The sequence below is a fragment of the Pseudomonas sp. 21615526 genome, assembly GCF_013386245.1.
Lineage (GTDB): Bacteria > Pseudomonadota > Gammaproteobacteria > Pseudomonadales > Pseudomonadaceae > Aquipseudomonas.
The window spans coordinates 47,872-60,703 of sequence record NZ_JACAOM010000029.1; the positions used below are offsets into that span (position 1 = coordinate 47,872).

12 protein-coding genes are annotated in these 12,832 nt (G+C 62.0%); 6 read left to right on the plus strand and 6 right to left on the minus strand.

Annotated elements, in window-relative coordinates; translation table 11 throughout:
* Window positions 1–109: 109 nt before the first annotated feature.
* Complete coding sequence (ppk1, locus tag HX786_RS09965) at window positions 110–2,338, minus strand: polyphosphate kinase 1 (protein WP_003214009.1); 2,229 nt, start codon at window positions 2,336–2,338, stop codon at window positions 110–112.
* 18 nt (window positions 2,339–2,356) lie between these two features.
* Window positions 2,357–3,370, minus strand: a complete 1,014-nt coding sequence (hemB, locus tag HX786_RS09970; protein ID WP_003214011.1) for a porphobilinogen synthase — start codon at window positions 3,368–3,370, stop codon at window positions 2,357–2,359.
* Between the two features lie 229 nt (window positions 3,371–3,599).
* On the opposite strand from hemB, the gene HX786_RS09975 reads away from it, so the two are divergent.
* Window positions 3,600–4,238 carry a DedA family protein gene (locus HX786_RS09975; RefSeq protein WP_003214015.1) on the plus strand — a complete coding sequence of 213 codons (639 nt, stop codon included), beginning with the start codon at window positions 3,600–3,602 and terminating at the stop codon, window positions 4,236–4,238.
* Here HX786_RS09975 and HX786_RS09980 read toward each other — a convergent pair.
* Complete coding sequence (locus tag HX786_RS09980) at window positions 4,219–5,454, minus strand: sterol desaturase family protein (RefSeq protein ID WP_008439297.1); 1,236 nt, start codon at window positions 5,452–5,454, stop codon at window positions 4,219–4,221. The two genes, HX786_RS09975 and HX786_RS09980, sit on opposite strands and share 20 nt — an antisense overlap.
* A gap of 115 nt (window positions 5,455–5,569) precedes the next feature.
* On the opposite strand from HX786_RS09980, the gene elbB reads away from it, so the two are divergent.
* Window positions 5,570–6,235 (plus strand): isoprenoid biosynthesis glyoxalase ElbB, encoded by a 666-nt coding sequence (gene elbB / locus HX786_RS09985; protein ID WP_003214018.1) that lies wholly within the window; start codon window positions 5,570–5,572, stop codon window positions 6,233–6,235.
* Here the strand turns inward: elbB and HX786_RS09990 are convergent.
* Window positions 6,232–6,684: a YaiI/YqxD family protein gene (locus HX786_RS09990; protein ID WP_003214020.1), complete on the minus strand. Its 453-nt coding sequence runs from the start codon at window positions 6,682–6,684 to the stop codon at window positions 6,232–6,234. The two genes, elbB and HX786_RS09990, sit on opposite strands and share 4 nt — an antisense overlap.
* Before the next feature lie 2 nt (window positions 6,685–6,686).
* Window positions 6,687–8,582, minus strand: a complete 1,896-nt coding sequence (locus HX786_RS09995; protein WP_178912010.1) for a cytochrome c/FTR1 family iron permease — start codon at window positions 8,580–8,582, stop codon at window positions 6,687–6,689.
* 307 nt (window positions 8,583–8,889) lie between these two features.
* Between HX786_RS09995 and HX786_RS10000 the strand changes: the two genes are divergently transcribed.
* Genes HX786_RS10000 through HX786_RS10015 form a run of 4 tightly spaced genes read left to right on the plus strand, consistent with a single transcriptional unit; the run spans window position 8,890 to window position 12,039 of the window.
* The gene (locus tag HX786_RS10000; protein WP_003214023.1) at window positions 8,890–10,287 is read left to right on the plus strand and encodes a COG3014 family protein; all 1,398 of its coding nucleotides are present in this window, start codon (window positions 8,890–8,892) and stop codon (window positions 10,285–10,287) included.
* Between the two features lie 10 nt (window positions 10,288–10,297).
* On the plus strand, window positions 10,298–10,669 hold the full coding sequence (locus HX786_RS10005; protein WP_003214024.1) for a YcfL family protein: 372 nt from the start codon (window positions 10,298–10,300) through the stop codon (window positions 10,667–10,669).
* 35 nt (window positions 10,670–10,704) lie between these two features.
* Window positions 10,705–11,292 (plus strand): penicillin-binding protein activator LpoB, encoded by a 588-nt coding sequence (gene lpoB / locus HX786_RS10010; RefSeq protein WP_003214026.1) that lies wholly within the window; start codon window positions 10,705–10,707, stop codon window positions 11,290–11,292.
* A 3-nt stretch (window positions 11,293–11,295) separates the two neighbouring features.
* The gene (locus HX786_RS10015; protein ID WP_087693297.1) at window positions 11,296–12,039 is read left to right on the plus strand and encodes a penicillin-binding protein activator LpoB; all 744 of its coding nucleotides are present in this window, start codon (window positions 11,296–11,298) and stop codon (window positions 12,037–12,039) included.
* Window positions 12,040–12,181: 142 nt separating this feature from the next.
* Here the strand turns inward: HX786_RS10015 and HX786_RS10020 are convergent, their stop codons facing one another.
* Complete coding sequence (locus HX786_RS10020; protein ID WP_003208844.1) at window positions 12,182–12,814, minus strand: LysE family transporter; 633 nt, start codon at window positions 12,812–12,814, stop codon at window positions 12,182–12,184.
* Window positions 12,815–12,832 lie beyond the last annotated feature (18 nt).

Below are 12,832 nucleotides of genomic sequence, written 5' to 3' on the forward strand. Positions count from 1 at the left end.
TGTGGGAGCGGGCTTGCTCGCGAAGGCGGAGTGTCAGTCAACAGATTCATCGACTGATCCACCGCTTTCGCGAGCAAGCCCGCTCCCACATTTTTGACCGCGTCGGTTTTTAGTTCACCGTCAGAATCGGGCTGCCCAGCTTCTCCAGCAACGTCGCCTGGGCGCTGCGCGGGTTCTGGTTGCCGGTCGGGGTGTTGCGCACGTAGCGCCCGTCCGACTGCAGGCTCCAGCTGTGGGTGTTATCGGTGAGATAACTTTCCAGCTCCTTCTTGACCCGCATGATCAGTTTCTTGCCTTCCACCGGGAAGCAGGTCTCCACGCGTTTGTCGAGGTTGCGCTCCATCCAGTCGGCACTGGAGAGGAACATCTGCTCCTCGCCGCCATTGAGGAAGTAGAACACCCGCGTGTGCTCCAGGAAGCGCCCGATGATCGAACGCACGTGGATGTTATGGGATACCCCGGCGATGCCCGGCCGCAGGCAGCACATGCCACGCACCACCAAATCGATACGCACACCCGACTGGCTGGCCTTGTACAGCGCGCGGATGATCTTCGGATCGGTCAGCGAGTTGAACTTGGCGATGATGTGCGCCGGCTTGCCTTCGAGGGCGAACTGGGTCTCGCGGGCAATCATGTCGAGCATGCCCTTCTTCAGGGTGAACGGCGCGTGCAGCAGTTTCTTCATGCGCAGGGTCTTGCCCATGCCGATCAACTGGCTGAACAGCTTGCCGACGTCTTCACACAAGGCGTCGTCGGAGGTCAGGAGGCTGTAGTCGGTGTAGAGCTTGGCGTTGCCGGCGTGGTAGTTGCCGGTGCCCAAGTGGGCGTAGCGCACGATCTCACCGGCTTCGCGGCGCAGAATCAGCATCATCTTGGCGTGGGTCTTGAAGCCGACCACGCCGTAGATCACCACCGCACCGGCCGCCTGCAGGCGGCTGGCCAGTTGCAGGTTGGACTCTTCGTCGAACCGCGCCCGCAGTTCGATCACCGCCGTCACTTCCTTGCCGTTACGCGCGGCGTCTACCAGCGCATCGACGATTTCGGAGTTGGCGCCGGAGCGGTACAGGGTTTGGCGCACAGCCAGCACGTGCGGGTCCTTGGCGGCCTGGCGCAGCAGGTCGACCACCGGGGTGAAGGACTCGAACGGGTGCAGCAGCAGAATGTCCTGCTTGCTCACCACACTGAAGATGTTCTCGCTGTTTTGCAGCAGTTTCGGGATCTGCGGGGTGAACGGCGTGTATTGCAGCTCCGGGTGGCTGTCCAGGCCAGTAATGCTGAACAGGCGCGTCAGGTTCACCGGGCCATTGACCTGGTACAGCTCGGTCTCGCTCAGGTTGAACTGCTTGAGCAGGTAGTCGGACAGGTGTTTCGGACAAGTGTCCGCCACTTCCAGGCGCACCGCATCACCGTAGCGACGGGAGAACAGCTCGCCGCGCAGGGCGCGGGCCAAGTCTTCGACGTCTTCGGAGTCCAGCGCCAGGTCGGCGTTACGGGTCAGGCGGAACTGGTAGCAGCCCTTGACCTTCATGCCCTGGAACAGGTCATCGGCGTGGGCGTGGATCATCGACGAAAGGAATACATAGTTATCGCCAGCGCCCCCCACCTCTTCCGGTACCTTGATGATCCGTGGCAACAGGCGCGGTGCCGGAATGATCGCAAGGCCCGAGTCGCGACCGAAGGCATCGATACCTTCCAGCTCGACGATGAAGTTCAGGCTCTTGTTCACCAGCAGCGGGAACGGGTGCGTCGGGTCGAGGCCGATGGGGGTGATGATCGGCGAGATTTCGTCGCGGAAGTAGCGGCGCACCCAGGTCTTGATCTTGGTGGTCCAGTGCCGGCGCCGGATGAAGCGCACGTGATGCTTTTCCAGTTCCGGCAGCAGGATGTCATTGAGGATCGCGTATTGGCGGTCCACGTGGCCGTGTACCAGCTCGCTGATGCGGGCCAGGGCCTGATGCGGTTGCAGGCCGTCGGCACCGGCTTGTTCACGGGCGAACGTGATCTGCTTCTTCAGGCCGGCGACACGGATCTCGAAGAACTCGTCCAGGTTGCTGGAGAAGATCAGCAGGAATTTCAGCCGCTCCAGCAACGGATAGGACTCATCCAGTGCCTGTTCCAGCACGCGGATGTTGAATTGCAGTTGTGACAGCTCGCGATGGATGTACAGGCTGCTGTCATCCAGGTTGGTAACCGCAACCACCGGTACCGGCGCGGCAGCGGGCGCTTCGGCCACCACGGCAGGCGGGGCCGGCTCCAGCTCCGGCGGGGTCTCGGTAGCTTGTTCGACCACCGGGTGAGCGTCTTTTACGGCAACTTCTGTGAGTCCTTCGGTATTCATCGAGTGTTCCTGTGAGGGCTAGTGTTGCTCTCTAAGCAATTGGGCAGCGCGGGCGGCGAAGTAAGTCAGGATGCCATCGGCACCCGCGCGTTTAAAGGCAGTCAGGGATTCAAGGATCACCCCTTCACTCAACCAACCATTCTGGATCGCGGCCATGTGCATGGCGTATTCACCGCTGACCTGATAGACAAAGGTCGGCACCTTGAATTCCTCTTTGACCCGATAAAGGATGTCGAGGTACGGCATCCCGGGCTTGACCATCACCATGTCGGCGCCTTCGGCCAGGTCCGCGGCCACTTCGTGCAGGGCTTCGTGGCTGTTGGCCGGGTCCATCTGGTACGAGGCCTTGTTGGCCTTGCCCAGGTTCAGCGCCGAACCCACCGCATCGCGGAACGGGCCGTAATAGGCGCTGGCGTACTTGGCCGAGTAGGCCATGATGCGCACGTTGACGTGGCCGGCCAGCTCCAGGGCTTCGCGAATCGCCTGGATGCGACCGTCCATCATGTCCGAGGGGGCCACCACCTGGGCGCCCGCTGCGGCGTGGGACAAGGCCTGTTTTACCAGCGCATCAACGGTGATGTCGTTCTGAACATAGCCTTCTTCGTCGAGAATGCCATCCTGCCCGTGGGTGGTGAACGGGTCCAGCGCCACATCGGTAATCACCCCCAGCTCCGGAAAGCGTTCACGCAAGGCGCGGGTGGCGCGCTGGGCGATGCCGTCGGGGTTCCAGGCTTCGGCGGCGTCCAGGGACTTGAGCCCGGACGGCGTGACCGGGAACAGCGCCAGCGCCGGAATCCCCAGTTCAACCCAGCTCGCGGCCTCTTCGAGCAGCAAATCAATGGTCAAGCGCTCCACACCCGGCATCGACGCCACCGCTTCCCGACGATTTTCACCGTCCAGCACAAACACCGGCAGGATCAGATCATTCACCGTCAGCACGTTTTCACGCACCAGGCGCCGGGAAAAATCATCACGACGGTTGCGACGCAGACGAGTGGCGGGAAACAGGCGGTTGGCGGGGGTAAAGCTCACGGCAGACTCCTGAGCCCGGCTTGACGGGCGAGCGTGACAGTTATAAGCGGCCATTATGACGAAGGAATTACAGTTGTGGTTAGCTCATGCGCCGTAAGGCAACCGGCGTGCGACCTGTAGTCGCATTCGTCGTTTATGTAGGAATTGTTCACTTCGTGACACATCTCGATACTTTCATGAATGTTCACGAAGGCGTAGGCTGCGCGTTCATTTCGCCAGCACCCAGACCATGCTTCAACAATTTCTGCATGACTTCGGCTACTTTGCGCTGTTCCTAGGCACCTTCTTCGAAGGCGAAACCATCCTGGTTCTCGCAGGCTTCCTGGCGTTCCGTGGATACATGGATATCAACCTGGTGGTGGTCGTTGCCTTTTTCGGCAGCTACGCCGGCGACCAGTTGTGGTACTTCCTGGGACGCAAGCACGGCCGCAAACTGTTGGCGCGCAAGCCGCGCTGGCAACTGCTGGGCGACAAGGCCCTGGAGCATATTCGCAAGCACCCGGACATCTGGGTGCTGAGCTTCCGGTTTGTCTACGGTTTGCGCACGGTGATGCCAGTGGCCATTGGTTTGTCGGGCTACCCGCCGGGTCGCTACCTGTTGCTCAACGGGATTGGCGCCGCCGTGTGGGCCGCTGCGCTGGGCGCTGCGGCTTACCATTTCGGCGCGGTACTGGAAGGCATGCTGGGCAGCGTCAAGAAATACGAGCTGTGGGTGCTGGGCGCACTGCTGGTGCTGGGCCTGGGCTTGTGGATTCGCCGGCGCGTCAAGAACGCCCGCCTGACCCGCGAAGCCTGTGCCGCCGAGAAGGTTCGCCTGGCGGCCGGCGAACCTGAAAAAGCCGAAAAGCCTACGACGCCAGTCGAGTAAGCCGGTCTCTGCAACAGTAGAGGCCGATGCCGCTGAGCAAGCTGTAACTGACCAGGCCCAGCCAGCCCAACGCGCTGGCCGGCCACAGCCCCACCAGCGGCGCCAGCCACACCAAAGGCACATTCAGTGCCAGGCGCAGCAGTTCAGCCTTCAACGCCCACGGGCGGTTCTCCAGCGCCACCCCCAGGGTAAACAACCCCAATGCCATCGCGCTCCAGCCCAACACCAGGGCAGCGGTCGGCAAGCCCTCGCCGAAATTCATCAGGTAGCTGCCAAAACCCACGTACGCGGCAAACTGCAGCGCGATGTAAATCTGTTGGCGCCCATCCAGCGGCACCTCGAACTTGCGAAACTGGCTCAAGTCCGGCTTGGCCATCGGGTACTTTGCCGCCACATCCGCCGGGCGCCAACCGGTGCGCATGAACCAGATCCGCAGCTTGTCCCACCCACTTTCGGTGCGCCGTGCATCACTCCACAGCTGCGCATAAAACTGCAGGTTGGCCCACAGCGGGTTCCAGCTGGCCAAGGGCGTGGTCACGCCAAAGATTACCGGCTCGTTATCGTCTTCTTCCTGGAAGGAGCCAAACAGGCGGTCCCAAATAATGAACACCCCGCCGTAGTTGCGATCCATGTAGAGAGCGTTCTGTGCATGGTGGGCCCGATGATTGGATGGCGTGACGAAGAACCACTCGTACCAGCCGAGCTTCGGCACATGCCGCGTATGCACCCAGAATTGATACAACAGGTTGAGGGACGCCACGCTGATAAACACCACCAGCGGCACGCCCAACACGGCCAGCGGCAAGTAGAAGATCCAGCTCAGCAGGAAGCCGGTGCTGGTCTGGCGCAAGGCGGTGCTGAGGTTGTAGTCCTCGCTCTGGTGGTGCACGGAATGCGCGGCCCAGAGGATGTTGCGCTCATGGCCCATGCGATGCAGCCAGTAGTAGCAGAAGTCATAGAACACAAAGGCGAACACCCAGGTCCAGACGCTCTGGGCCGACAGCTCGATGATCGCCAGGTGCTTGAGGGCGAAGGCGTAGGTGAGGATGCCCACCCCTTTGGTCAGCAGCCCTGTGGTGGTGGACAGCACGCCGGTGCTGAGGCTGTTGATGGCGTCGGCCACCCGGTAGTTGCGTTGGCCGCGCCGGTAGTCGGCCAGCAGCTCGACCACGATCAAGGCAATGAAAAACGGTACCGCGTAAGGGACGAAGTCCATGGGCAAGTCCGGTCAATTATTGTTACATCTAGAGTAGGTGTAGCGGCTGGATATCCCATTGGCAATGAGTGACAAATGAGTAGACATTTAACGCCATGAATCAGGAGAAATGCCCATGAGCAAAAAGATTGCAGTGATCCTTTCCGGCTGTGGCGTGTACGACGGTGCCGAGGTTCATGAAAGCGTGATCACCCTGCTGCGCCTGGACCAGCGCGGCGCCGAGGTGCAGTGTTTTGCGCCGAACATTGCCCAGTTGCATGTGATCAACCACCTGACGGGGGAGGAGATGCCCGAGTCGCGCAATGTGCTGGTGGAGTCGGCGCGCATTGCCCGTGGCGAGGTGAAGGACATTCGTGAGGCCAACGCCGAGGATTTCGACGCACTGATCGTGCCCGGGGGGTTTGGCGCGGCGAAGAACCTGTCGAACTTTGCCGTGGAAGGCGCCGGGTGCAGCGTCAACCCGCAGGTGCTGGAACTGGCCGAGGCGTTTGCCGAAGCGGGCAAGCCCGTCGGGCTGATCTGCATCTCGCCGGCGCTGGCAGCGAAGATCTATGGCCCAGGCGTGACCTGCACCATCGGCAATGACGCCGACACCGCAGCCGCCATGGACAAGATGGGCGCCACCCACCAGGAATGCGCGGTCGACGACATCGTCGAAGACAAGGCGCGCAAGCTGGTGAGTACCCCGGCCTACATGCTGGGCAAACGCATCAGCGAAGTGGCGTCAGGCATCAACAAGCTGGTGGACCGGGTGCTGGAACTGACCCACGAGAACGATTAGGCCTTCATCAGCCGGGTCAGAATCCGATCCAGCGAATTGGCAAACGCCTGCTTGTCCTTGTCCCCATGGGGCGGCGGGCCACCGCCCATCTGCCCCTGCTCCCGCAGATCGGTGAACAGGTTACGCACCGCCAGCCGCTCGCTCATGTTCTGCGGGCTGAACTCCTTGCCTCGTGGGTCGAGCGCAGCCACGCCATTCTTCACCAAGCGGTCGGCCAACGGCACATCGCTGCAGATCACCAGGTCACCGGGCACGGCGTGCTCCACCAGGTAGTCATCGGCCGCGTCCGGGCCGCTGGGCACCACGATCAACTTCACGCACGAGAAGCTCGGCTTGATCTGGCTCTGCCCGGCCACCAGCACCACTTCGAACTGGCGCTTGAGGGCGAACTTCACCACCTGATCCTTGGCCGCCCGGGGGCAGGCGTCTGCATCGATCCACACGCGCATGGTTAAGCCACCACCCGGCGCTTTTCAGCGAGCCGGCTGCGACCGTACAGCACCACAATCGCCAGGATCGCCACAGCCTGGGCGCTCAGGGAATAGGCATCGGCGTGAATGCCCAGCCAGTCGAAGTCAAAGAACGCGACCGGCCGGGTGCCGAAGATCCCGGCTTCCTGCAACGCCTTGACGCCATGCCCGGCGAATACCACCGACAGCGCGCACAGCAACGCCGCGTTTATGCCGAAGAACAGCGCCAGCGGCAGTTTCGCCGAGCCCCGCAGAATCACCCAGGCCAGGCCCACCAACAGCACCAGCGCCGTGGCGCCACCGGCCAATACCGCGTTGTGCCCGGCAGGGCCGGCCTGCAACCACAGGGTTTCGTAGAACAGGATCACTTCGAACAGCTCGCGGTACACCGAGAAGAACGCCAGCATCGCAAAACCGAAGCGCCCGCCACCGCCTACCAGACTGCTCTTGATGTAGTCCTGCCAGGCGGCCGCGTGACGGCGGTCGTGCATCCACACCCCGAGCCACAGCACCATCACGCTGGCAAACAGCGCCGTGCAGCCTTCCAGCAACTCGCGCTGGGCGCCGCTGACGTCGATCACATAAGCCGCCAACGCCCACGTCGCCAAGCCGGCCAACAGCGCCAGGCCCCAGCCGACGTTGACGCTGCGCACCGCCGATTGCTGGCCGGTGTTACGCAGGAACGCGAGAATCGCCGCCAGCACCAGGATCGCTTCCAGGCCTTCGCGCAGCAGGATCAGCAAACCGGAGATGTAGCTCAGGGACCAGCTCAAGCCATCGCTGCCCAGCAGGCCGGCGGACTCGGTGAGCTTGCCCTTGGCCACATCCAGGCGCTGCTGCACTTGCTCGATCGGCAAGCCGTCCTGCAATGACTGCCGGTAGGCCATCAGGGCCTTTTCGGTTTCCTTGCGCACGTTGGCATCAACGTTATCGAGGGAGCTTTCAACCAGCTCGAAACCTTCCAGGTAGGCGGCTACCGACAGGTCGTAGGCCTGCTCGTGCTCGCCATTGCGGAACGCGGCGAGGCTTTTGTCGAGGGTGGCCGCGGTGTAATCAAGCAACTGCGCCGGGCCACGCTTGACCTGCGGCGGTTGGGCGCGCTGGGCGCGGAAGGTGGCAACTGCGCCGGGACCTTCGGCAGCCAGCACTTCGTTGGGGGTCTGGCGCGCGAGGTCGGCGAGGTTGAAGGACTTTTCACTGTTCGCGGCAGCCGGGTCGGCGGTGAAGCCGGCGATATAGGTCGCCAGGTCCCAGCGCTGGCGGTCGTCCAGTTGATCGGCAAACGACGGCATGTCGGTGCCTTCCACGCCCAGACCCAGGGTGTTGTAGATCGCGTAGAGGCTCAAGCGATCGAGGCGTGCAGCGTCCCGCAGGTTGGCGGGCGGCGGCGTCATGCCCACGCTTGCGGGGCCATCGCCGGCGCCTGTGGCGCCGTGGCACACCGAGCAGTTCTGCGCGTACAGCGGCGCACCGCGCGTCGGATCGGGGGTAATGGCCGGGGCCTGGCTGACTTCATAGGCCACTGCCAACTTGGCGCCCAATTGCCGGGCCTGGTGCGCAACCACCGCGCCGTCCTGATGGGCCGTTACGGCGGCCAGCAGTTCATCCACGCCTTTGATCAGTTCGGCGCGCTCGGGCTTTTCCGGTAGATCGGCCACAAGCCCCTGCAACACCCCGAGAAACTCTACCTGTTCACGGTATTCGGAATCATCGATAACCTTGCCCGCCTCCACCGTCGGCGGGTAGTCCGCACCGATGTAATCCAGTAAATGCAGGGCCTGCGGGGCGCCCTCGGCAGTCGCAGCCAGCAGGTTGAAGCTGCACGACATCAACGCCGGCAGCACCAGCCAGGCAAGAAAACGGAAGGGGGCAATCATGAATGAATCTCAAAGGGAAATACGAAGTAACACATTGTCAAACCTTAAGGGGTTTGACTCAAGGCGTTAGTGATTCGGGGATGGGGATAACGACACTGAGGTAGTGGCATCCGAGCTAAAAATCGGATCCAAAAGGCCATTGTTTTGCCAGTAATGCAGCTTATAATGCCGCGCCTTCGTTATTTCGAAATGGCATTTCAGCTCCTCTTTTTATGAGGAATTGGCCGGATCGCAACTCGTTCCTGCCATTGGTGATTCGGCCCGACCAGCACATTCGGCCGATTACGTTCAGGGAAGAAGCTCTTCGATGGCATCTCGCGCCTTTACCTCGCTCGCGCTCGCGGCAGTGACCTTGCTGTCCGGTTGTTCGATGTTTCGCAGCTACGACACCGAGCTGCAAGCCACCAATCAGCAGTTGGCCACCGGCAACGTCGACGCCGCGCTGACGCTGCTTGAGAAGAACAACACCGGCGACGACAAGGACCTTCTCTACTACTTCGAAAAGGGTGAGTTGCTGCGCGCCAAGGGCGACCTGACCGGCAGCCAGGTCGCCTGGCGCAGCGCCGACCTGCAAGTCTACAAGTGGGAAGAGTCGGTCAAGTTCGACACCGACAAGTACCTCGCGCAGTTCGGCGCCTTCCTGGTCAATGACAAGGTCCGCCGTTACGAAGGCTACGACTACGAAAAGGTCATGCTAACCACCCAGATGGCCCTCAACCTGCTGGCGCTGAATGACTTCGACGGTGCCCGCACCGAGATCAAGAAGACCCACGAACGCGAAGCGGTGATTGCGGACCTGCGGGACAAGGAATACCTCAAGAGCGAAAACGAGGCCGAGCGCCAGGGCATCGCGACCCAGTTCAAGGACCTGCGCGGCTACCCGGTGGAAAGCCTCAACGCCCCTGAAGTGGTAGGCCTGAAGAACAGCTACCAGAGCGCTTTCAGCCACTACCTGGCCGGCTTCGTCTACGAAGCCCTGGGCGAAAAAGACCTGGCCGCACCGGGTTATCGCAAGGCCGCCGAACTGCGCCCCAACACACCGCTGCTGGAACAGGCCCTGCTCGACCTGGACAAATCCAAGGTCGGTGCGGACGAGACTGACGTGCTGATCGTGGTGCAAAGCGGCCTGGCGCCGGCCCGCGACTCGATTCGCCTGCCGTTGCCGATCCCCATCGACGGCCACCTGGTGATCACGCCACTGTCGTTCCCGGTGATCAAGCCCGACACCTCGACCGCGCCCTTCGCCCAGATCGGTGTCGACGGCCGGCAACAGAACCTCACTGCCCTCAACAGCACCACCGCCATGTCCCGCCGCGCCCTGCGGGATGACATGCCGGGGATCATCCTGCGCACCACCGTGCGCGCCGTCACTCGCGGCATCACCCAGAACAACCTGAACAAGACCAACCCGATGGCGGGCCTGGTACTCGGTATTGCCTCGGCCGTCACCGAAGGCGCCGACACCCGCACCTGGCGCACCCTGCCGGACATGACCCAGGTGACACGCCTGCGCCTCAAGCACGGCGAGCACCAGGTCAGCCTGCCCAACGCCCTGGGCGGCACGCTGGTGACGGTCAAGGCCGATCAGCGCTACCAGGTGATCACCCTGCGCGTGGTCGGCAACCAGGTCTTCGCCGGCGGTCTTGCAGCCCACGTGGTGCAGAACAATCCGCCCCAGGCCGTCGCCACTCTCAAACAACCTTAAGGAGCACGCTATGCGTCATTTCATCCTCGGCGCCCTGGCGCTGATCCTGCTGGCCGGTTGCGCCACCCCGCCACCGCCGGAACCCGGAAGCGCCGCGAGCAAGATCGTGGTGATGGGCAAATTCAAGGGCATCGCCGTCGGCGCCATCCGGGTCGCCCGGGAAAACGGCTTCCTGACCGCCAAGGTGCAGTTGAGCAACATCACCAGCAGCAACCAGATGATGTATTACCGCTTCGCCTGGCTGGGTGCCGACGGTTTCCCGGTGGGTGATGAAGAGACCTGGAAGGTGCTGAACCTCTACGCAAACCAGGCGACCTTCCTGCCGGCCATCGCCAACCTGCCCCAGGCTGCCGACTTCCGCCTTGAAGTGAAGACGCCTTGATCCACCCACTCATTCAGTTTCAGAGAGACATCCCCATGTTTGCACGCTTCTCGTTCCTCGCCGTGGTGGCCGTCCTGGCCAGCGGCTGCGCCAACACCTCGCCAGTCCTGGGCGGTAAAAACATCAGCTACGGCGACAGCAAGGCCGTGGAACTGGTGACCAACGAGTTCGGCTCCACCGACCTGCAGATGATCGCCGAAAGCATGACCCGCTCCCTGGCCCAGTCCGGCATCCTGCAAGGCCGCCCGGTGGTGCAGGTGTATGACGTGAAGAACAAGACCAGCGAGTACATCGATACCCGCGAGATCACCACGTCGATCAAGACCCAGCTGATGAAGACCGGCACCGCCCGCTTCGCCAGCGACAACACTGACATGCAAAGCCAGGTCGACCAGCTGAAGCTGCAGAACCAGAGCGGCCTGTACAAGAAGTCGACCGTCAGCAAGACCGGCAACATGGTCGCCGCCAAGTACCGCCTGGAAGGCTCCATCAGCTCCATCGTCAAGCGCAGCTCGGACTACAAGGACGTGTTCTACAAGTTCAGCCTGCAACTGGTCGACGTCGAAAGCGGCCTGGCCGAATGGATGGACGAAAAAGAAATCCGCAAGACCACGGAGCGCTAAGCAATGCGTGCATGGATCGGCATGATCGGCCTGCTGTGCGCCTTTGGCGCCTCGGCCGCACCGAAGATCGCGGTAACCGACCTGGCCTACGAGGCTCGCGTGGAGGAGTACATCCACCAGGTCGCGGCCAGCAATAATTTCCAGGCCAGCGCCTACAACGCCAGCGGCGCCTCGAGCTACAGCGAATACGAAAGTCGTACCAGCTACATCGAGCAGACTGAGCTGCGCAAGTTCAGCGGCGACATCAAGGGGGAAATCCTCAAGTCGCGGCAGTTCCAGCTGGTGCAGGGCACGCCTTACACCGCGGACGCCAAGGGCGATGTGTATGACGTGATCAAGCGGATCAAGGCCGGTAACTTCAAGGGTGCGGACTACGTGCTGTTCGGCACCTTGTCGGACATCGACTTCACCCAGGACATCAACGCGCTGGACCACACCAACAGCTACTCGGCGGTGCTGGGCCTGACGCTGGTGGCGGATTTCAGCCTGATCAACACCCGCACCTTTGAGATCACCTCGGCGTTTACCGCCATGGGCGAAGGCCAGGACACCAAGCTGGTGAACAACCGTGACGTGCGCGTGAGCCTGAACCGGCCTCGCGTGGTGCGGGAAGTGTCGAAGGCATTGGGCGAGGATGTGGCGCGGCAGTTGGCCGAACAACTCGGCGGTGGTTATCAGGAAGCACCTGGACAGCCTGCATTGCGCAATAACCTGCCACGGGATGAAGCGCCGAAGATCCTGCGCTGAACGAAAATCCCGCTACCGACATAAAACCAATGTGGGAGCGGGCTTGCTCGCGAATGCGGTGGATCAGTCAATACATCTGGTGACTGACACTGCGCATTCGCGAGCAAGCCCGCTCCCACATTTTTTGATCCGGTTTCGTCAGTTACGCCGTTGCGCGATGCAGACTTGCGAGAAAGCCCGCCGCACCAACAAACAACCCGGCAAACGTACGGTTCATGCGTTTCTGCTGCTTCGGTGTGCGCAACAGGCGCAACACTTTCGACGCCAGCCCGGTGTAGCCGGCCATCACGATCATGTCCACGCAGATCATGGTCGCGCCCAGGATCAGGTATTGGTTCAGCAGCGGCGCCTGCGGGTTCACGAACTGCGGCAGCACCGCCAGCATGAACACCAGGGCCTTGGGGTTGCTGGCGTTGACCAGGAACCCGCGGAACATCATCGCCATCGGCTTGCCGATCGGGCGAATCGCCGCGTCATCGCTCAGGTCGGTTGGCAGCGCGCGCCATTGCTTGATGGCCAGGTACACCAGGTACGCTACGCCAAACCATTTGATCGCATAAAACGCGGTGGAGGATGCGGCAAGAATCGCCCCCAGGCCGCCAGCGACCACGGCGATTTGCATCGCCAGGCCCAATTGCAGGCCCAGGGCATTCCAGTAACCACGCAGGAAACCGTATTGCAGGCCGCTGGACATCGACGCAATGGCACCGGCGCCAGGGGAAAGACTGATGATCCAACTGGCCAGGAAAAAGGCCAGCCATGTGTCGAGCGCCATTACACACCTCAGAGCTTA